17 protein-coding genes and 1 other annotated feature are annotated in these 21,312 nt (G+C 56.2%); of the genes, 9 read left to right on the forward strand and 8 right to left on the reverse strand.

The genetic code is table 11. The annotated features are described in order from the left end of the window. Positions 1-289: 289 nt before the first annotated feature. The 4 genes from urtA to atzF are packed head-to-tail and all read right to left on the reverse strand — an operon-like array spanning position 290 to position 7,711. Positions 290-1,558, reverse strand: a complete 1,269-nt coding sequence (urtA, locus tag VH86_RS10435; protein ID WP_034826208.1) for an urea ABC transporter substrate-binding protein — start codon at positions 1,556-1,558, stop codon at positions 290-292. Positions 1,559-1,586: 28 nt separating this feature from the next. Continuing rightward, complete coding sequence (locus VH86_RS10440) at positions 1,587-2,285, reverse strand: GntR family transcriptional regulator (RefSeq protein ID WP_038649195.1); 699 nt, start codon at positions 2,283-2,285, stop codon at positions 1,587-1,589. A 9-nt stretch (positions 2,286-2,294) separates the two neighbouring features. Continuing rightward, entirely contained in the window at positions 2,295-5,912 is a 3,618-nt protein-coding gene (gene uca / locus VH86_RS10445) for an urea carboxylase (protein ID WP_045832850.1), read from the reverse strand. A gap of 2 nt (positions 5,913-5,914) precedes the next feature. Beyond that, positions 5,915-7,711, reverse strand: a complete 1,797-nt coding sequence (gene atzF, locus VH86_RS10450; RefSeq protein ID WP_045832873.1) for an allophanate hydrolase — start codon at positions 7,709-7,711, stop codon at positions 5,915-5,917. 256 nt (positions 7,712-7,967) lie between these two features. Between atzF and sltY the strand changes: the two genes are divergently transcribed. Then, a complete protein-coding gene (sltY, locus tag VH86_RS10455) occupies positions 7,968-9,887 on the forward strand; it encodes a murein transglycosylase (protein ID WP_045832851.1) in 1,920 nt (639 codons plus the stop codon). Between the two features lie 44 nt (positions 9,888-9,931). Continuing rightward, positions 9,932-10,255 carry a trp operon repressor gene (trpR, locus tag VH86_RS10460; RefSeq protein WP_038649187.1) on the forward strand — a complete coding sequence of 108 codons (324 nt, stop codon included), beginning with the start codon at positions 9,932-9,934 and terminating at the stop codon, positions 10,253-10,255. On the opposite strand, the gene yjjX is transcribed toward trpR, so the two are convergent. Next, on the reverse strand, positions 10,256-10,774 hold the full coding sequence (gene yjjX, locus VH86_RS10465) for an inosine/xanthosine triphosphatase (protein WP_045815951.1): 519 nt from the start codon (positions 10,772-10,774) through the stop codon (positions 10,256-10,258). It lies immediately after the preceding gene. Positions 10,775-10,825: 51 nt separating this feature from the next. Between yjjX and gpmB the strand changes: the two genes are divergently transcribed. After that, positions 10,826-11,473, forward strand: a complete 648-nt coding sequence (gene gpmB / locus VH86_RS10470) for a 2,3-diphosphoglycerate-dependent phosphoglycerate mutase GpmB (protein WP_045815952.1) — start codon at positions 10,826-10,828, stop codon at positions 11,471-11,473. Positions 11,474-11,660: 187 nt separating this feature from the next. On the opposite strand, the gene robA is transcribed toward gpmB, so the two are convergent. Further along, the gene (robA, locus tag VH86_RS10475) at positions 11,661-12,542 is read right to left on the reverse strand and encodes an MDR efflux pump AcrAB transcriptional activator RobA (protein ID WP_045832852.1); all 882 of its coding nucleotides are present in this window, start codon (positions 12,540-12,542) and stop codon (positions 11,661-11,663) included. A 194-nt stretch (positions 12,543-12,736) separates the two neighbouring features. On the opposite strand from robA, the gene creA reads away from it, so the two are divergent. Further along, complete coding sequence (gene creA, locus VH86_RS10480) at positions 12,737-13,210, forward strand: protein CreA (protein WP_045832853.1); 474 nt, start codon at positions 12,737-12,739, stop codon at positions 13,208-13,210. Between the two features lie 48 nt (positions 13,211-13,258). Here the strand turns inward: creA and arcA are convergent, their stop codons facing one another. Further along, on the reverse strand, positions 13,259-13,975 hold the full coding sequence (gene arcA, locus VH86_RS10485) for a two-component system response regulator ArcA (protein WP_034826183.1): 717 nt from the start codon (positions 13,973-13,975) through the stop codon (positions 13,259-13,261). Positions 13,976-14,584: 609 nt separating this feature from the next. On the opposite strand from arcA, the gene VH86_RS10490 reads away from it, so the two are divergent. The 5 genes from VH86_RS10490 to thrC all read left to right on the forward strand — a co-directional run bounded on the left by VH86_RS10490 (position 14,585) and on the right by thrC (position 20,314). After that, positions 14,585-15,274: a tRNA/rRNA methyltransferase gene (locus tag VH86_RS10490; RefSeq protein ID WP_038649173.1), complete on the forward strand. Its 690-nt coding sequence runs from the start codon at positions 14,585-14,587 to the stop codon at positions 15,272-15,274. A 202-nt stretch (positions 15,275-15,476) separates the two neighbouring features. Beyond that, positions 15,477-15,548, forward strand: a complete 72-nt coding sequence (thrL, locus tag VH86_RS25895) for a thr operon leader peptide (RefSeq protein ID WP_128601299.1) — start codon at positions 15,477-15,479, stop codon at positions 15,546-15,548. Further along, positions 15,484-15,606, forward strand: a sequence feature (Thr leader region). It overlaps the preceding gene by 65 nt. A gap of 26 nt (positions 15,607-15,632) precedes the next feature. Next, complete coding sequence (thrA, locus tag VH86_RS10495; RefSeq protein WP_045832854.1) at positions 15,633-18,095, forward strand: bifunctional aspartate kinase/homoserine dehydrogenase I; 2,463 nt, start codon at positions 15,633-15,635, stop codon at positions 18,093-18,095. A 2-nt stretch (positions 18,096-18,097) separates the two neighbouring features. After that, a complete protein-coding gene (thrB, locus tag VH86_RS10500; protein ID WP_045832874.1) occupies positions 18,098-19,027 on the forward strand; it encodes a homoserine kinase in 930 nt (309 codons plus the stop codon). A 3-nt stretch (positions 19,028-19,030) separates the two neighbouring features. Then, positions 19,031-20,314 (forward strand): threonine synthase, encoded by a 1,284-nt coding sequence (gene thrC, locus VH86_RS10505; protein ID WP_038649165.1) that lies wholly within the window; start codon positions 19,031-19,033, stop codon positions 20,312-20,314. A 63-nt stretch (positions 20,315-20,377) separates the two neighbouring features. Here thrC and yaaA read toward each other — a convergent pair whose 3' ends face one another. Continuing rightward, positions 20,378-21,154 carry a peroxide stress protein YaaA gene (gene yaaA / locus VH86_RS10510; protein WP_045816719.1) on the reverse strand — a complete coding sequence of 259 codons (777 nt, stop codon included), beginning with the start codon at positions 21,152-21,154 and terminating at the stop codon, positions 20,378-20,380. Between the last annotated feature and the right edge of the window lie 158 nt (positions 21,155-21,312).

A 21,312-nucleotide genomic window follows, 5' to 3' on the forward strand; every position in this document is an offset into this window, starting at 1 on the left:
ACGGTGGTGCAGTGTTGAAAACGGTCGCCATGAATGACGCCCCTACGTTGTCCGGGCAAAGTTTGCAGGGTCACCATGAACGACGGCCCTACGTTGTCCGAGCGAAGTTTGCAGGGCCACCCTAATTGACGACCCTACGTTGTCCGGTGCCTTTTCATAGGGAACGCATTCATGAACGCCGGGTTAAATACGGACTCATTGGCTTAAGTGAGCGTCATTACGTCATGAATGACGCCTCGACATTATCCGAGCGAAGTTTGTAGGGTCGCCCTTGAAGGCGACCACGGCATTACTTCGTCGATTTCACTGGATAATCCGGCTTCTTATCATTACCAGCGATATACGGGCTCCAGGGCTGAGCGCGGATTGGCTTATCGGTCTGCCACACCACGTTGAACTGGCCGTTCTCTTCGACTTCACCAATCATCACTGGCTTATGCAGATGGTGGTTGGTTTTATCCATGGTCAGCGTGAAGCCGTCCGGCGCTTTAAAGGTCTGTCCGGCCATCGCCGCACGCACTTTGTCCACATCGGTGGTACCCGCTTTTTCTACCGCCTGCGCCCACATATGGATGCCGACATAGGTTGCTTCCATCGGGTCATTGGTCACCACGGTACCTGCGTTCGGCAGGTTGTGCGCTTTGGCATAAGCACGGTAATCCGCCACGAATTTCGCGTTAGTTGGGTTATCCACCGATTCGAAGTAGTTCCATGCGGCTAACTGACCCACCAGCGGTTTGGTATCAATCCCGCGCAGTTCCTCCTCGCCAACCGAGAAGGCGATTACCGGAATATCCGTGGCTTTGATGCCCTGGTTAGCCAGCTCTTTGTAGAACGGCACGTTGGAGTCACCGTTGATGGTGGAGATCACGGCGGTTTTGCCACCGGCGGAGAACTTCTTGATGTTAGAAACGATGGTCTGATAATCGCTGTAGCCAAACGGCGTGTAGACCTCTTCAATGTCTTTATCCTGAATGCCTTTGGTGTGCAGGAAGGCGCGCAGGATCTTGTTGGTGGTGCGCGGGTAGACGTAATCGGTACCCAGCAGGAAGAAGCGCTTGGCGCTGCCGCCGTCTTCGCTCATCAGATATTCCACTGCCGGAATCGCCTGCTGGTTAGGGGCGGCACCGGTATAGAACACGTTTGGCGACATCTCTTCGCCTTCATACTGCACGGGATAGAACAGCAGGCCGTTCAGCTCTTCAAACACCGGCAGCACCGACTTACGTGAGACCGAGGTCCAGCAACCGAATACTGCCGCGACTTTATCCTGCGTTAACAGCTGGCGCGCTTTTTCCGCGAACAGCGGCCAGTTAGATGCCGGATCGACCACCACCGGTTCCAGCTTTTTGCCCAGCACGCCGCCTTTGGCGTTGATTTCATCAATGGTCATCAGGGCCACGTCTTTCAGCGGCGTCTCGGAGATCGCCATGGTGCCGGAAAGCGACGACATGATGCCGACTTTGATGGTATCAGCGGCCTGGGCACCAAAGGTAAAGCCCAAACTGGCCACAGTGGCGGAGAGCGCAAAAGCTTTTAGCAACGAACGTCTTTTCATCGTTAACCCTCTAAATGTGTTAGTGTTTTTATTCAATGGGTTGAAGCCGGGCCTGCTGTAACATATGCAATGTGATCTTTCTGACCTCTGCCTTACTGACAGCGATGTGGTCGGTTAAAATGCGTTGTGCCTCCTCGGTTTTTTGCTGAAAAATCGCCCGTAAAATCTGAGCGTGTTCGCGGTATGTCGCATCTACCCGGTCGTCACGGGTAAAGTCGAGACGACGGATGATGCGGATTTTTTCGGTCAGTTCGGCGTGGATGCGTGCCATCTCCTGATTGCCAGCGGCGGCCACCAGCGCCATGTGAAAGGCTTCATCGTGCGCCGACACCGCTTTGCCATCCTCAAGGCGTGGTGCATCGATCCAGAAACCTTTCAGTTCGGTCAGGATCTCCGCACAGGCCAGCGGTGGCAGCGCGCACAGGCGGCGCACGGCTTCGCGCTCCAGCACGGTGCGGAAGTCGTACAGTTCCTCGAAGTATTCGAAGTCGAACGGCTTCACCTGCCAGCCGCTGCGGAACCACACTTCGACATAGCCCTCGCGCTCCAGCCAGAACAGCGCCTGACGCACCGGCGTGCGGCTCACGTCGAGCCGATCGGCGATTTCGTTTTCGCTAAAGCGGTCACCGGGCATCAAACGAAACTCAAAAATGTCTTGTTTCAGTGCCTGATAAACCTTCTCCGCCAGTGCTTCCGGGCGGCCTTTGCTACGTGGGCTTTGATTCATACCAGCTCCTTATTCCAGCCACAGCAGGGTGTCGCCCGGACTCACCGGACGTCCTGCCTGGCAGGCAATGCGTTTCACCGTGCCGGCCTGCGGCGCGACAATCGCCAGTTCCATTTTCATTGCTTCGACGATGATCAGCGTCTGACCGGCTTCCACCGCGTCACCTGGCTGCACCAGTACTTTCCAGATGTTGCCGTTCATATCGGCACAGACCGCCAGTGCATCTTCGTCGGCTTCCGGGGCCATCAGCGTCTCTTCACTGGTCAGCGGCGCGTTCTGCTCTTCCTGCGCCCACAGCGTCACTTCCTGTTCGAAAGCGGCTGACTGGCGCTGACGGAATTCGGCAATCGAGTCGGCGTGTTCAGCGAGGAATTGCTGGTGGGCAGCGAAATCAAACAGGGTTTCTTCGATGCGTACCGTGGCGCGCCCTTCGCGGAAGTCATCGCGTAGCTGAGTGAGTTCATCTTCGGTCACCGGATAGAAGCGCACCTGATCGAAGAAGTGCAGCAGCCATGGCTCATCCGCCGCGAACTGGTCGTTCTTGAGGAATTTGTTCCAGATTGGCAGCGTACGACCCACCAGTTGATAGCCACCAGGGGAATCCATGCCGTAGATGCACATGTACATCCCGCCAATACCCACCGTGCCTTCGGCGGTAAAGGTACGTGCCGGGCTGTATTTGGAACTGAGCAGGCGATGGCGCGGATCGATCGGCACGGCACAAGGCGCACCGAGATAGACATCGCCCAGGCCGAGGATCAAATAGCTGGCATCGAAAAGGGTATCGCGCACCGCTTCACGACTCTCCAGCCCATTAATACGCTGGATAAAATCGACGTTGTTTGGCAGCCAGGGCGCACTGGCCCGCACGGTTTCTTTGTAACGCTCGACGGCACCGAGTGTGGCGCTGTCTTCAAACGCCATTGGCATCCAGACAATCCGTGACGGCACCTTCAGCTGGCTGACATCACCGAGTCCGGCTTCCAGTTCCAGCAGCAGATTCATCAGCTGTTTCTGGCTGAGGATCAGGCTGTCATAGCGCACCTGCAATGAACGCACACCGGGCGATAACTCTTCCACGCCGGGCACCGCGCGTTCGCGCAGCGCATTCATCAACAGGTGCACACGCAGACGCAGCGCCAGATCCAGCACGTTATCGCCATACTCAATCAGCACGTATTTATCCCCGGCCTGGCGATAAACCGCCGCTGGTGTGGCAGCCGTAGCAGGTAAGGCGGCGAGCAAGGTGGCGGAGCCAATATCGCTGGCGGCCAGTGAGGGCACCTCAAAGGCTGGTGCATGAGTGCTGCGCAGGGTTTCCACACTGTGCGCCTGCGCTTTCTCCAGCGCCACCGCTTCGTCAGCGCTGATCGGGTGGAAGTGAATGCGGTCGCCCGGTTTTACCTGACCAACTTTCCACAGCTCCGCTTTGGCAATGGTCACCGGACAGACGAAGCCACCGAGGCTCGGGCCGTCATGGGTCAGGATCACCGGGAAGTCACCGGTAAAGTTCACCGCGCCAATCGCGTATTCGCAGTCGTGCACGTTAGAAGGGTGCAGCCCGGCTTCGCCGCCGTTGGCACGCGTCCAGGTCGGTTTGGGTCCCACTAAGCGCACGCCAAGACGGTTGGAGTTGTAGTGCACCTGCCAGTCGCTGGCGAAGAACTCATCAATCGCGGATTGTGTGAAGAAGTCGGGCGCGCCGTGCGGGCCGTACAGCACGCCGATGCGCCATTCGCTGCCATAGTGCGGCACCAGCGCGTGATCGAGCGCTTGTGGCTCACTGACCGGCGCGGGCGTGGTGCAGGCAGCCAGCCGTGGCTGAGAGATCGGCAGCATATCCGCGACGCGCAAGGTGCGTCCGACATGGCCGCCAAACTGGCCAAGTGAGAAGGTAGAACGGCTGCCAAGATATTCCGGCACATCGAAACCGTTGCGTACCGCCAAATAAGTGCGGCAACCGCTCTGAGCGCGGCCCAGCGTCAAGGTTTGCCCTGCTTTCACGCTGATTGGCTGCCAGTAATTGAGGCTGGTGCCATCCAGTTCTGCCGGGCAATCGGCGCCGGTCAGGGCGATCACTGCATCGCTATGGAAACGCAGCGTCGGCCCTTGCAGGGTAAACTCCAGCCCGGCGGCGCTGTCGTGGTTGCCGACAATGCGGTTTGCGAGGCGGAAAGCAAAGTCATCCATCGGGCCTGAAGGTGGCACGCCAATATCCCAATAGCCGAGGCGGCCAGGGAAATCCTGGATGCTGCTGAAGGTACCCGGTTGCAGCACTTCAATCACGCTGGCAGACGGCGTAAAACTGTCGAGGAAACGCGTCCAGACTTTGCCGCTGCTGAACGCTTCGGTGGCAACAATCTGGCGCAGATAATCGAGGTTGGTGGCGATGCCGTGCAGCTGCGTGGCATCCAGCGCCTGCTGCATTTTCGCCAGCGCCGCCTCACGCGTGTCGGCGTGAACGATCAGTTTGGCAATCATCGGATCGTAAAACGCTGAGACTTCGGTGCCGGTATCGATCCAGCCATCGACGCGCACGCCATCCGGGAAACTGACGCCGGTCAGGGTGCCGGGGCTTGGCTGGAAGTTTTTCAGTGGATCTTCGGCGTAGATACGCACTTCAATCGATGCGCCTTTGGGTGCCTGTTGCAGTCGCGCCCAGTCGATGGCATCACCGGCGGCGACTTGCAGCATGCACTCCACCAGATCGAGCCCGGTGACACACTCCGTCACCGGATGCTCAACCTGCAAGCGGGTGTTCACTTCGAGGAAATAGAACGCATCCTGTGCGGCGTCGTAGATGTATTCCACGGTACCGGCGCTGCGATAGCTCACTAACTCGCCCAGACGCACGGCCGAAGAGAGCAGCGCCTCACGCGTCGCCTGCGGCAGGTTCGGTGCCGGGGTCTCTTCCACCACTTTCTGGTTGCGACGCTGTAATGAGCAGTCACGCTCACCGAGGGCAATCACTTTGCCGCTGCCGTCACCAAAAATCTGCACTTCAACGTGGCGTGCGCGGTCGATAAAGCGCTCCAGGAACACGCCTGCATCACTGAAAAACTGTTCGCCGAGACGACGTACACTTTCCCACGCGTTACGTAGCGCATCGGCGTCGTCACAGCGGGTTAAGCCAATACCGCCGCCGCCCGCCGTGCTTTTCAGCATCACCGGATAACCGATGTTTTCTGCCGCGCTGAGCGCCTCTTCCAGCGAGTTGAGCAGCGGTGTGCCAGGCGTCATCGGCACACCTGCGCTGGCCGCCAGTTCACGCGCGCGGTGCTTCAGGCCAAACTCGCCAATCTGCTGCGCCGTCGGGCCAACAAAAGCAATCTCCGCTTCTTCACAGGCGGCGGCAAACGGCAGGCTTTCGGAGAGGAAGCCGTAGCCCGGCCAGATGGCTTCTGCACCGGTCTCTTTGGCGGCGGCCAGAATCTTATCGATGCGCAGATAGCTGTCGCTGGCTTTATCGCCACCCAGCGCGATCGCCACATCGGCTTCTTTGACATGGCGCGCGTTACGGTCGGCATCGGAGTAAACGGCGACGCTCTTCACACCAAGACGTTTCAGGGTGCGAATCGCACGGCAGGCGATTTCGCCACGGTTAGCGATCAGTACGGTGCTGAACATGGTTATTTACTCCCCTGAGAGGCCAGCCAGTTGCGCCAGCCGCCGAATTCGGTAATTTCCAGCGCCTGCGACAGCACCGCCGGTTCACAGATAAAGCCTTTCACCACGCGGCCATCAGCCAGCGTCAGTGAGCCAATGCCGAGCGGTGCCGGGATTTCCGCCACGAATTCGCCAAAGCGTGCCAGCGGGATATCCCACAGTTCCACGGTGATGGCTGAGCCGCTTTCAGCGCGCAGCAGGCCGGGTTTTTTAATCGGGCCATCAAGTAGGGCAAACAGACGGTAGTGGCTGGCGGTTTGCGTCTCCTCCACCAACACGGCGTTGCGGGTGGTGAGCTGGAAATTCAGCGGCATGCCGGTGAGGTGCGCACCGACCACCGCCACGCGCACGTCATCTTTAGAAACGGGCAATGCGGCATGTTGCATCGGCTGAGCTTTGCCAGTGGCGCCCAACGTCAGCGCCATCTGCTGCTGCCACTTCAGGCCGAAGCCTGCTAATGCGCGATCTTGCCAGGCCGGTGCAATCAGCGTGATGCCAGCAGGCAGGCCATCAGCGCGGAACGGGCCAGGTAGCGCCAGCGCGCTGAGATCAGCGAGGTTAGTGAAGTTGGTGTAGGTGCCAAACTGCGAGTTGTAGTGCACCGGTTCCTGCTTCATCTCTTCCAGCGTGTGAATGGTCGGCGAGGTCGGTACCACGACCGCATCGAACTGCGCCAGGGTTTGCTGGATTTGACGCGTCAGCTCAGCGCGCAGGTATTCCGCCTGATAAGCCTCGACGGCGGTGTATTTCAGGCCACTGCTGACAATGCCGTACACCACCGGGTCCATCTCTTCCGGGCGATTGATCATCTCACCGACAGCGACAGTGCGCTCGGCCACCCACGGGCCGTAATAAAGCTGTTCCGCCAGTTGGTGGAATGCGGTGAAGTCGATCGGATGCAGCGTCGCGCCGCCCGCTTGCAGTTGCTCCAGGGCACTCAACCACGCCGCTTCGGCCTGCTTATCACCAAAGAATTCAGGCGTGGCGGGAATGGCGAAATCAGGTTGAGCCTTGAAGCTGGCAGGCGCGGTGTGCGGATTGCTGCGCGAGTAGGCATCTCCGGCATCGTAACCGCCTGCAGCGGTGGCAACGGCGAAGGCATCTTCTACGGTCAGGGCGAAGACGGAGATGGTGTCATTCAAACGGCAAGCAGGCACGACGCCGCTGGCCGAGAACCAGCCTTTGGTTGGTTTCAGACCGACGATGTTGTTAAAACCTGCCGGGACGCGGCCGGAACCGGCGGTATCGGTGCCCAGCGAGAAGCCCACCAGGCCGCGCGCCAGCACCGAAGCAGAACCGGAGCTGGAGCCGCCGCTAACATACTCGGGGTTAAAGGTGTTGCTGACTGCACCGAACGGAGAACGCGTGCCGACTAACCCTGTGGCGTATTGGTCGAGGTTGGTTTTGCCGATCACCACCGCACCGGCTGCTTTGAGCTGTGCGACCACAAAGGCATCGGTTTCAGCCGTGTAGGTTAAGGCCGGGCAGGCGGCACTGGTCGGCCAGCCTGCCACATCGATATTGTCTTTCACCGCAAACGGCACGCCAAACAGCGGCAGTGCAGCGGGATTGCGCAAGTAGCTGGCCAGCAAGGGTTCAATTTGCGCCTGCAATTGAGCGGGCGAAGCGACATACAGCCAGGCGTTATCCTGCTGGTCGATAGCGTCGAGGTGTGCTGCCAACAAGGTGCTGATGCACTGTGGGTCCTGCTGGTAGCGGTGTTGCCAATCCTGAAGCGTGTATCCGAAGGTTGCTGCCATGAGTGAATTCCAACTGGTATACAAGATGGAATTCAACAGAGCAAAGCGCGTGCCATTTTTGTAAGTCAATGAATAGTTGTAGCTAATTGATATGACATAAGATTTTGTGATGATAATTTGCACAGTCACAGCGCAGACGGTGTGCAATCACGGTGCGCCTGCGTAAATTTTGTGAAGAACATGGCAAGAGACCGTTGGCCTGGTTAGCATGAGTTAAGTCTGGCATGAGCTGGATCGCAGCAGAGAGGAGAGCAGAGTGGAGAAGTGGCGTAACTGGATGATAGGGATCTGTCTGGTCAGCACGGCCAGCAGCGTGTGGGCCGACTCGCTGGATCAACAAAGACAGCGCTATGCGCAAATCAAACAAGCCTGGGATAACAATCAAATGGACCAGGTCTCGCAGCTGATGCCAACGCTGCAGGATTATCCGCTCTATCCGTATCTGCAATACCGTTTGCTGGCGCAGGATCTCGATCAAGAGACGCCGCTGGCGGTGAAGAATTTCATTCAGCAATATCCAACGCTGCCACCGGCGCGTTCGCTCTCGACACGCTTCGTCAACGTGCTGGCACATCGTCAGGACTGGCAGGGCGTATTGAGCTTCAGCCCGGATGAGCCAAAACCGGTGCAGGCGCGGTGTAACTGGTATTACGCCAAGTGGGCTACCGGCCAACAGCAGGTGGCGTTTGATGGCGCGAAATCGATCTGGCTGCGCGGTTCCGCGTTACCGAATGATTGCGATCAGCTGTTCTCGGTGTGGCAAGCGTCCGGACAGATGTCGCCGATTACCATTCTCGAACGTATTCGCCTGGCGATGAAAGCCGGCAACGACAGTCTGGTCAATTACCTGGCCAAAATGTTGCCCGCGGATTACCAGACCACCTCCAGCGCGCTGATTGCGCTGCAGCAAAATCCGCAGACCGTCACCACGTTTGCCAGTAGCCTCGGTCCGACCGATTTCACTCGGATGGCCACCAGTTATGCCTTTGCCCGCGTCGCGCGTGAAGACATGGATAATGCGCGCATGATGATCCCGCAACTGGTACAGGCGCAGAAAATGAGCCCGGCGGAAGAACAGGATCTGAAGGAAACCGTGGTGTGGCGCATGATGGGCGCGGATCTGACTTCCGAGCAGGCGCGCTGGCGTGATGCAGTGGTGATGAACAGTGAATCCACTGCGCTGGTGGAACGCCGTGTGCGGCTGGCACTGAGTCAGAACGATCGTCGTGGACTGAACACCTGGATCGCGCGTTTGCCAGTAGAAGCCAAAGAGAAAGATGAGTGGCAATACTGGCAGGCCGATCTGCTGATTTCTCAGGGGCGCAAAGAAGAAGCCGATGAAATTCTGCGTAAGCTGATGCAGGCTCGTGGTTTCTACCCGATGGTGGCGGCGCAACGTCTCGGCGTGGAATATCCTTTGCAGATCGATCAAGCCCCGGCGGCAGACAACTCGGTGGTGCAGGGGCCTGAACTGGCGCGCGTGCGTGAGCTGATGTATTGGGGGCTGGATAACCTGGCGCGCAGTGAGTGGGCCAATCTGATCTCCAGCAAGACCCATTCGCAGCAGCAAATGCTGGCGCGTTACGCCAACGAGCAGGACTGGTGGGATCTCAGTGTGCAGGCCACTATTACCGCGAAAATGTGGGATAGCCTGAAAGAGCGCTTCCCGCTGGCATGGCGCAATCTGTATCAGCAATACACCAGCGATAAAGGTATTCCGCAGAGCTATGCTATGGCGATCTCCCGCCAGGAGAGTGCGTGGAATCCGAAAGCGCGTTCGCCGGTTGGTGCCAGTGGCTTGATGCAGGTGATGCCAGCAACGGCCAGCCATACCGTGAAGATGTATAACATCCCCGGCTATGTGAACAGCAGCCAGTTGCTCGACCCTCAGACCAATATTCAGATTGGTACGCAGTATCTGGAATACGTCTATCAGCAGTTCGATCAGAACCGCATCTTCTCCTCGGCAGCCTATAATGCCGGGCCGGGCAGGGTACGCAGCTGGTTGAATAACAGCGGTGGCAAACTGGATGCGGTGGCATTCATCGAAACCATTCCGTTCTCGGAAACACGCGGCTACGTGAAAAATGTGCTGGCGTATGACGCCTACTACCGTTACTTCATGGGCAAGCCGGATAAGATTCTCGCCGATGGCGAGTGGAATCGCCGTTACTAGCTGTGCTATGCTTCCGTACTCGCTAATGAGTACGGAAGCCCTTCATGAGCCAACCTCTTTCTTCCCAGCCGGATGCGGCTCAGCCTGTTGAAGATAACTGGCTGCGTTTTATCGATTTGATGCAGAACGCTTTCGCGGACGGTGTGTCGTTGCCTTTGTTGCAACTGATGATGACGCCCGATGAACGTGAAGCGTTTGGCACGCGCCTGCGCATTATTGAAGAGCTGATGAACGGCGACATGAGCCAGCGTGAGCTGAAGAATGAGCTGGGTGTCGGTATCGCCACCATTACGCGTGGCTCCAACAGTCTGAAAGAGGCGCCTCCCGAGCTGAAACGCTGGCTGGAAGCGCGCTTAGGCCGCCATTAATTATTGCTGATACAGCGGATGGGTGAACGGGCAGAGCGCCAGTATCAGCGCCTGATGGTAAACGCTGGAGCGGCTGAGCAGGCCGTTGGTAAATGCACCGATGGCACCGCCTTTCTGCTTAATATTATCAACGCCGGTTAAGCGCGCCATCTCGTGACCGAGTTCGTGTCCGGCGGCTAATCCCTCCATGACAATCGGCGGCAAGGTGAAGCTGGCGGAGCGTGATTCGCCGCGCTGATGGGCGTTTTCAATCACCATCCATGCAAAAGCGCAATCGCCTTCGATACCGGCTTCAATCGCTACCCAGTAGTCAGATTCAGGACGCTGCAAACGCGCATTCGCCACGCGGGTACGTGCGCCAGTTCGCGTTTCGACATCGCTTAACGGCTGTGCGGCAACGCCGCTCTCGACCTCGACCCCTTCAATATGGCAGGATCCTTCACCAAAGACGTCGTTGAACGCCTGAGCAATCGCGCGAATTTTTGCCGGGTTGATGGTGGCTGCGACAACGTGGTACATAATTGTTTGAACCCTCAAGGCAAATTTGTCGCAGTATAACGGAAATTAAGCATGCTACAGGTCTATCTTGTTCGTCACGGCGAAACGGTATGGAATGCGGCCCGACGCATTCAAGGTCAATCCGACAGTCCGCTGACGGAAAAAGGTGAGCAACAGGCCCAACAAGTGGGCGAACGGATGAAATCGCAGGGGATCACCCATGTGATTGCCAGCGATTTAGGCCGCACGCGCCGCACCGCCGAGATCATCGCGGATGCCTGCGGTTGTACGGTCACGGTTGATGCACGTTTGCGTGAGCTGAATATGGGCTGTCTCGAACAGCGCCCCCTTGATGGCTTAACGCCGGAAGAGGAGAGCTGGCGTAAAACGCTGGTGGATGGCACCCAGGACGGCCGTATTCCTGGCGGTGAATCGATGCTGGAGATGGCGACGCGCATGCACGACGCGCTGAACGCGTTGCTCGAACTGCCAGCGGGCAGCCGTCCGTTGATTGTCAGCCACGGTATGGCGTTAGGCGTGTTAGTGAGTACGCTGTTGGGATTGCCGGCGCACGCTGAGCGCCGTTTGCGCCTGCGCAACTGCTCTATTTCACGCGTGGATCATCAGCAGAGCGCGTGGCTGGCAGCAGGTTGGGTGGTCGAGACGGCAGGCGATGTGTCGCATCTGGATGCCCCTGCGCTGGATGAGTTGCAGCGTTAATTGTCATCCGGTTTCGGTGCGCATGAATGCGTACCCTACAAATTCGTGGGGGTGTGATGAATACGCACCCTGCCAAATTGCGGGTTCGTGATCAACGCGCACGCGGTTAAATCGTAGGGTCGTCATTTATGACGACCTGCCGTGATTGAAGCCAAAAAAATGCCGTCATCATGACGGCATTTTCATATCAGCGATTCTGCTGCGGGCGAATGGGAATCAGATATTCGCAACGGATTTCCGTTGGCGGCTCGCTGCGTTTCTTACCGCCATGCGTGAAGAAGCGCTCAATATCCTGACCCTGGCGACGCACCAGACCCAACGTTGGCATGCAGGTGCCGTACAGCAGCAGGATAAACTCACCCAGCGCGCTGCGCGCACCGTTATAGGTGAACTGTACGTAATCCCCGGCTTCGAGAATCACATTTTGATTCGACTGCATGTTCAATGCCTGTTGATCGGCAGGCACTGCCGTGGTGTAGAGAATCTCCTGCTCGTCATCCTTTTCATGGCTGGCACGCACCTGATGCAGACCGTATAACACCGGTGGCACGGTATCGGTTTCCAGCAGGAACTGTTTCCAGAAGTGGATGCGCATTTCGTCACGGTAGCTGGAAATTTGCTCCAGCGTACAGGTGTAACTCTGCGTTTGCCCGACCAGCACCGTTTCCGGCAGCGTGACAAACGTGGCCTCAGGCATGTGGTGATCGTCCAGACGAATCGGCGGACGAATGCCGAAGGAGTTCCATTCCGATGAGCGACGATACCAGGCGGGCGTTTGATTAAACTGCTTTTTAAACGCTCGGGTAAAAGTCTGCTGTGAATCGAAGCGATATTGTAAAGCGATGTCGAGGATCGGGCGGCTGGTCAGGCGCAAGGCCACAGCGGCTTTCGACAGGCGACGCGCGCGGATGTAAGCGCCGATGGCGTGGCTCGTCACTTCCTTGAACATACGCTGCAGGTGCCACTTGGAATAGCCCGCTTTCAACGCAACATTATCGAGTGAAAGGGGTTGATCCAGATGGCTCTCCAGCCAGACAAGCAAATCGCGAATGATACCGGCTTGGTCCATAAAACATCCTCATAACTCTCTGGTGGCGCAACTATGAAGTCGTCGAATAATAGCACGAAATGCACAAAAGCGTGGGGGCGGTTTGTCAATCGGCTGTGCTAAATCAATGCGGGTTACAACCCGTTTAGGTTTGGTTCCGGGTTCGATTGACAGTACATTACAGTCTCATCTATTCGATTGCCAATGGTAACTCAATGACAATAACTCGCTTTCTTATAATCACGCTTGCAACTTCTATCTTCAGCGCGGGCGTACAGGCCGAGGAGATCGGCTCAGTAGACACGGTTTTCAAGATGTTTGGCCCCGACCATAAGATCGTGGTGGAAGCCTTCGACGACCCCGACGTAAAAAATGTAACCTGTTATATCAGCCGGGCGAAAACCGGTGGGATCAAGGGCGGATTAGGTCTGGCGGAAGATACTTCCGACGCGGCTATCTCCTGCCAGCAGGTTGGGCCTGTAGAGCTTAGCGATAAAATTGCACAAGGCAAGGCGCAGGGTGAAGTTGTGTTCCAAAAGCGCACTTCTTTGGTGTTTAAGAAATTGCAGGTGGTGCGCTTCTTTGACCAGAAACGCCATGCGCTGGTTTACTTAAGCTACTCAGATAAAGTGGTGGACGGTTCGCCGAAGAACGCGCTGAGCGCTGTGCCAATCATGCCGTGGCATTGAGGCATAAAAAAACGCCCTGATGGGCGTTTTTCTTTAACTGCAGCAAACTTAATCCTGCAATTCACCACAGAAGCGGTAACCTTCGCCATGAATGGTGGCGATGATTTCTGGTGTATCCGGGGTGGATTCAAAATGCTTACGAATGCGGCGGATGGTGACATCCACGGTACGGTCATGCGGCTTCAGCTCACGCCCCGTCATCTTTTTCAGCAGATCGCCACGGGTTTGAATCTTGCCCGGGTTTTCGCAGAAGTGCAGCATCGCGCGGAACTCACTGCGTGGCAGCTTATACTGTTCACCGTTCGGGCTGATCAGTGAGCGGCTGTTAATATCCAGCTCCCAGCCGTTAAAGCGATAGCTTTCAACCGCGCGACGTTCTTCGCTTGGCATCGCCAGATTCATGGTGCGCGATAACAGGTTGCGTGCACGAATCGTCAGCTCACGTGGGTTAAACGGTTTAGTGATGTAGTCATCGGCGCCAATCTCCAGGCCGAGGATTTTATCCACTTCGTTATCACGACCTGTCAGGAACATCAGCGCAACGTTTGCTTGTTCACGCAATTCGCGTGCCAGCAGCAAACCGTTTTTGCCTGGCAGGTTGATATCCATGATCACCAGATTGACGTCATTTTCCGTCAAAACCTGATGCATCTCGGCGCCGTCGGTGGCTTCATAGACCACGTAACCTTCCGCCTCAAAAATACTTTTGAGGGTGTTACGCGTGACCAGTTCGTCTTCAACGATAAGAATGTGCGGGGTCTGCATGTTTCGCTACCTAAAATTTGCCAACAAATCGAAAACAGGGCGTACGATGGCTGCGTTTACTGTTCATCAAAACAGCGTGCCTTACGCAACCGGTGTACGAAATAATCTTCGGAATACACCATCCATCTATGTCAACTTCAGTGTTAGCTCAGCCAGTCAGGATGAATATTTGCGTGCCCCGTGGGTATCGGACTGGCGCTTATCCTAACCGTATTAACAGCAACCTAACAGCACCAACAACAACCGATAAGCATAAAAACAACGCTTCGTTGACTTATATCAAATGCAAGTGTAGCACGTTAACACTTTTATGAAAAACTTCTCCAGGAATGCCAGCTTAGCTCACAAAAAGCAGCATTTTTGCTACATTTTGGCTGCATAACGGTAAAACTAAAACCTGCAAGAAATAATATTTTAATAATATGAAAAACAATAGATTTATATTAATTAAGCGTGGAAATTTTAGTTATATCCCACAATATCTTCTCCCCATCGCTTTTATCCTCTTTTAACATCCTTAACATCTTATTTTCTCTTGTCCGTGCGGTTGGTATTTTTGCCACTGCGTGCCAACATAGGGCGAGTTGTTAACAGTTCGATGGAAAAATCATGCATTTCCCCCTGATCCTTGTCTCACCCGCCCGTCCGGAAAATATCGGCGCGGCCGCTCGTGCCATGAAAACCATGGGTTTTAGCGAACTGCGTATTGTTGCCAGCGATGCCTGGCAAGACCCGGCTGCGCGTCGAGTTGCGCACGGTGCCGGTGAGATTCTCGATAATGTCAAAACCTACGCCACGCTGAGTGAGGCGCTGGCCGATGTCGATTTCTCGGTCGCCACCACCGCCCGCAGTCGTGCGAAGTTCCGCTACTACGCCACGCCGGCGCAAGTCGAAACCATTCTGCAAGAGAAGCGCCAGTGGCTGAGCCGAATCGCGCTGGTGTTTGGTCGTGAGGACAGCGGCTTAACCAATGAAGAGCTGGATCAGGTCGATCTGCTGACCGGCATTCCGATGGCCAATGATTACCCTTCACTCAACCTCGGACAGGCGGTGATGGTTTACTGCTATCAGCTGTCGGCGCTGAATCAGGTCGCGGCAGAAGTGAAAGAGGTAGCGAACGAACACCAGCTGCAGGCGCTGCGCGAGCGCTTCCACCAACTGCTGGTGAAACTGGAGGTGAGCGACGATGCCAAAATGGCAGACTGGATCGATCAGCGTATTGGCCTGCTGGAACAGCGCGATAGCGCCATGCTGCATCGCCTGCTACATGATGTAGAAAAAAAACTTATAGATAAATAATCGGTGAATATCGGTTTTAATAGTGACTGATCGGGAAACAGGGCGATCAGTTGAACGATCCCAATATGATTTACGCGCAGAAACCGAACTCTGCGCAGTCGCCTTAAAATTGCGGCTAAGACAAATTCGTTGACTTAACGTGCGCTTTGCTTTACTTCTGGAAGGCAGACGGACAAGACAAAGACAGACAGAAAAAATCTCAATGCGTAATCACAGCCTGAACACCACAATTATTATTACCACCACCATTACCACAGGTAACGGTGCGGGCTGACGCATACAGGAAAAACAAAGAAAAAAGCCCGCACCTAAACAGTGCGGGCTTTTTTTTCGGCAAAAATTCAGGAGAGCTTCAATCATGCGAGTGCTGAAATTCGGCGGAACCTCAGTAGCCAATGCGGAACGTTTTCTCCGCGTGGCAGATATTCTGGAAAGCAACGCGCAACAGGGACAGGTTGCTACCGTGCTCTCTGCGCCAGCGAAAATCACCAATCATCTGGTTGCGATGATTGAGAAAACCATTAGCGGCCAGGACGCACTGACGAATATCAGCGATGCCGAACGGATTTTTGCCGACCTGCTGCAGGGCCTGGCGGAGGCACAGCCGGGCTTCGATTATGATGGCCTGAAAACCCGCATTGAGCTGGAATTTGCCCAGTTGAAACAGGTGCTGCACGGCATCAGCCTACTGGGCCAGTGCCCGGATGCGGTGAATGCTGGCATTATCTGTCGTGGTGAGAAGCTCTCTATCGCCATCATGGAAGCGCTGCTGCAGGCGCGCGGCCACAAAGTCACGGTGATCGACCCGGTGGAGAAACTGCTGGCTGTCGGTCATTACCTTGAATCCACCGTGGATATCGCCGAATCAACCCGTCGCATCGCGGCCAGCCAGATCCCTGCCGATCACATGATCCTGATGGCGGGATTCACCGCCGGAAACGAGAAGGGCGAACTGGTGGTGCTGGGCCGTAATGGCTCTGATTACTCGGCAGCGGTGCTGGCGGCATGCTTGCGTGCAGATTGTTGCGAGATCTGGACTGACGTAGACGGCGTTTATACTTGCGACCCGCGCCAGGTGCCGGATGCGCGACTGCTGAAGTCGATGTCCTACCAGGAAGCGATGGAGCTGTCTTACTTCGGCGCGAAAGTCCTGCATCCGCGCACCATTGCCCCGATTGCCCAGTTCCAGATTCCTTGCCTGATCAAAAATACCGCCAACCCGCAAGCGCCCGGCACCTTAATTGGTGGCGAAGGCGAGCTGGATGAGAACCCGGTGAAAGGCATCACCAACTTGAATAATATGGCGATGTTTAACGTCTCCGGTCCTGGCATGAAAGGCATGGTCGGCATGGCAGCACGCGTATTTGCGGCGATGTCGCGCACCGGCATCTCAGTGGTGCTGATCACCCAATCCTCTTCTGAATACAGCATCAGCTTCTGCGTCCCGCAGAGCGAGCAGGCGCGCGCGCGCCGCGTATTAGAAGAGGAGTTCTATCTGGAGCTGAAAGATGGCCTGCTGGATCCACTCGATGTGCTGGAGCAGTTGGCGGTGATTTCCGTGGTCGGCGATGGCATGCGCACTTTGCGCGGCATCTCCGCCAAATTCTTCTCGGCACTGGCACGCGCCAACATCAACATCGTGGCGATTGCGCAGGGCTCTTCCGAGCGTTCCATCTCGGTGGTGGTAAGCAACGATGAAGTCACCACTGGCGTGCGCGTGGTGCATCAGATGCTGTTCGCCACCGACCAGGTGATCGAAGTGTTCGTCGTGGGCGTGGGCGGTGTCGGCGCGGCGTTGCTGGAGCAGCTGCATCGTCAGCAGGCGTGGCTGAAAGAGAAACATATTGATCTGCGCGTGTGCGGTATCGCCAATTCGCGTGCGCTGTTAACCAACGTGCACGGCATCGATCTCAGCAACTGGAAAGGCGCACTGAGCGAAGCCAAAGAGCCGTTCAACCTGGGTCGCCTGATGCGTCTGGTGAAGGAGTATCACCTGCTGAACCCGGTGATTGTGGACTGTACTTCCAGCCAGGCGGTGGCCGATCAATATGCTGACTTCCTCGCTGAAGGTTTCCACGTGGTGACGCCGAACAAAAAGGCCAATACCTCGTCGTGGAATTACTATCAGCAGATGCGTGCGGCCGCGACGAAATCGCGTCGTAAGTTCCTGTACGACACCAACGTCGGTGCGGGTCTGCCGGTGATCGAAAACCTGCAAAACTTGCTGAATGCGGGTGATGAGCTGATCAAATTCTCCGGTATCCTCTCCGGTTCGCTCTCCTTTATCTTCGGTAAACTGGATGAAGGCGTATCGTTATCAGAAGCCACAAAAACAGCCCGTGAGATGGGCTTTACCGAACCGGATCCGCGTGACGATCTCTCCGGTACCGATGTGGCACGTAAACTGCTGATTCTGGCGCGTGAAGCGGGACATCAACTGGAACTGAGCGATATCGAGATTGAGCCGCTGCTGCCCGCTGAACTCACCGACATCGCTGACGTTGAGCAGTTTATGGCGCGCCTGCCGGAACTGGATGATGCTTTTGCCGCCCGCGTTGCCAAAGCGCGTGATGAAGGTAAAGTGTTACGCTTCGTCGGCGCCATTGAAGAAGGCGGCGTCTGCAAAGTGAAAATCGATGCGGTGGACGGCAACGATCCGCTGTACAAAGTGAAGAACGGCGAGAACGCGCTGGCGTTTTACAGCCGCTATTATCAGCCGATCCCGCTGGTTCTGCGTGGATACGGCGCGGGGAATGATGTCACAGCGGCCGGCGTGTTTGCCGACTTGCTGCGTACACTGTCGTGGAAGTTGGGAGTTTGATGATGGTAAAAATTTATGCACCGGCCTCAATAGGTAACGTCAGCGTCGGCTTTGATGTGCTGGGCGCGGCGGTTTCGCCGGTGGATGGCACCCTGTTGGGTGACTGCGTATCGGTAGAAGCGGCCGACAGCTTCAGCCTGGTGAACTCCGGGCGCTTTGTCAGCAAGCTGCCAACCAATCCGCAAGAGAACATCGTTTATCAGTGCTGGGAACGTTTCTGCCAGGCGATTGGCAAAGAAGTGCCTGTCGCGATGACGCTGGAAAAGAATATGCCGATCGGTTCAGGTCTGGGTTCCAGCGCCTGCTCGGTGGTGGCCGGTTTGATGGCGATGAACGAGTTCTGCGGCAAGCCGTTGAACGATACCGAGCTGCTGGCCTTAATGGGCGAGCTGGAAGGGCGTATTTCGGGCAGCGTGCACTTTGATAACGTTGCGCCTTGCTTCCTCGGCGGTGTGCAGCTGATGATTGAAGAGAACGGTATCATCTCACAGGATGTGCCGTGCTTTGATGACTGGCTGTGGGTGATGGCCTACCCAGGCATTAAAGTCTCAACCGCTGAAGCACGCGCGATTCTGCCTGCGCAGTACCGCAAAGACGATGCCATCAAGCATGGCCGTCTGCTGGCGGGCTTTATTCACGCCTGTCATACCCGCCAGCCGCTGCTGGCAGCTAAACTGATGCAGGATGTGATTGCAGAACCTTACCGCACCAAACTGCTGCCGGGCTTCGCTGAGGCGCGCCAGGCGGCTGCCGATATCGGCGCGTTGGCTTGCGGTATTTCGGGCTCCGGTCCGACACTTTTCGCCGTTTGCAACGAGATGGCAACGGCACAGCGGATGGCAGACTGGCTGAGCCAGCACTATCTGCAGAACGATGAAGGCTTCGTCCATATCTGCCGTCTTGATACGGCTGGCGCACGTAACTTGGGATAACGCATGAAACTCTACAACCTTAAGGATCACAACGAGCAGGTTAGTTTTGCTCAGGCCGTTAAACAGGGCCTCGGCTCGCAGCAAGGGCTGTTCTTCCCGCTCGAACTGCCGGAATTCGAACTGACCGACATCGATGCGATGCTGGAGATGGATTTCGTCAGCCGCAGCAGCAAAATTCTCTCAGCTTATATTGGCGATGAGATTGCCGCGCACCAGCTGGCTGAGCGCGTGAAAAACGCCTTTGCCTTCCCGGCGCCAGTGGCGAAAGTCAGTGACGATGTGGCCTGCCTCGAACTGTTCCACGGCCCAACGCTGGCATTCAAAGACTTCGGCGGTCGTTTCATGGCGCAGATGCTCTCTTATGTGTCGGGCGCTGATGAGCAAATCACCATTCTGACCGCGACCTCCGGCGACACCGGTGCCGCGGTGGCCCATGCCTTCTACGGCATGGAAAACGTGCGCGTCGTTATCCTCTATCCGCAGGGCAAGATCAGCCCACTGCAGGAAAAACTGTTCTGTACGCTGGGCGGCAATATTGAAACCATCGCGGTGGAAGGCGATTTCGATGCCTGCCAGGCGCTGGTGAAGCAGGCGTTTGATGACGAAGAGCTGAAGAAAGCGATTGGCCTGAACTCGGCTAACTCCATCAACATCAGCCGCTTGCTGGCGCAGATTTGCTACTACTTCGAAGCGGTGGCGCAACTGCCACAAGAGCAGCGCAATCAGCTGGTGGTCTCCGTGCCAAGCGGTAACTTTGGTGACCTGACCGCGGGTCTGCTGGCGAAATCACTCGGCTTACCGATCAAGCGCTTTATCGCGGCAACCAACGCCAACGACACCGTGCCACGCTTCCTGGGCAACGGTGAATGGCTACCGAATGCGACAGTGGCAACCCTGTCGAACGCCATGGATGTCAGCCAGCCGAATAACTGGCCGCGCGTGGAAGAGCTGTTCCGTCGTAAAACCTGGCGCCTGACCGATCTGGTGTCTGGCGCGGTATCGGATGAGACCACCAAAGCCACCATGCGTGAGCTGGCGGAAATTGGCTATATCTCTGAGCCGCACGCGGCGATTGCCTATCGCATGCTGCGTGACAACCTGCAGGAAGGCGAATTCGGTCTGTTCCTCGGCACTGCGCATCCGGCCAAGTTCAAAGAGAGCGTGGATGAGATTTTGGGTCAGGAACTGCCGTTGCCGAAAGAACTGGCAGAGCGCGCTGAGCTGCCACTGCTGTCGCATAATATGACGGCAGACTTTGCTGAGCTGCGTAAGTTTTTGCTGAAGTGATGCAAACAGGCGCGCATTGATGCGCGTCAAAGAGAGGAAGGTCGCCCTGTTGGCGACCTTTTTTTATTTCTGCTCGCGGCGCTTAAACACCAACTCGTTACCCTTGCTCTCGTCAGCCGCAAAGAAGTAGCCATCGACATCAAACTGTTTCAGCTGCTCGGGCTTGCTCAGGCGGTTCTGAATCACATAGCGGCTCATCAGGCCACGCGCTTTCTTGGCGTAAAAACTGATCACCTTAAACTTGCCGTTTTTCTCATCGAGGAACACCGGCTTGATCAACTCACCGTTCAGTTGCTTCGGCTTCACCGCTTTGAAGTACTCATCGGATGCGAGGTTGATCAGCACCTCATCGCCTTGCTCGGCCATTGCGTCATTCAGCTTCTGCGTCAGTAAATCACCCCAGAAACCGTAGAGATCTTTTGCCGCCGGGTTGGCCAGCTTGATGCCCATTTCCAGGCGGTAAGGCTGCATCAAATCCAGCGGACGCAGCACGCCGTATAAACCGGACAGCATGCGCAGGTGCTGCTGGGCAAAATCGAAATCTGCATCACTGAACGTCTCAGCCTGCAAACCGGTGTACACGTCGCCTTTAAACGCCAGAATTGCCTGTCGGGCATTGTCGAGCGTGAAGGGCGGCTGCCACTGGTTGAAGCGTTCGGCATTCAGATGTGCCAGTTTATCGCTGATGCCCATCAGTGAACTGATCTGCGCCGGTGAAAGATCGCGCGCAACATCGATCAGCTGTTGTGATTTTTCTAACAGTGTTGACTGCGTAAAGCGCTGTGTCGCCAGCGGGCTTTCAAAATCCAGTGTCTTCGCTGGCGAGATAACCATCAGCATCGTGTTTGTCCTTGTTGACCCGCCTGTTAACAGGGGATTGATGGGAATTAAGTTGCGACGAGTGTAGCAAAAAAGCTGCACGGATCGGCAAATCGCTCCCATTTGTTAGCGCTATCGTAATGAGGCACTTCGTGATGTTGCGCACTGAATTGTGCGTG

Origin of the sequence: Pantoea sp. BL1 (assembly GCF_000963985.1) — a bacterium.
Classification (GTDB): domain Bacteria; phylum Pseudomonadota; class Gammaproteobacteria; order Enterobacterales; family Enterobacteriaceae; genus Pantoea; species Pantoea rwandensis_B.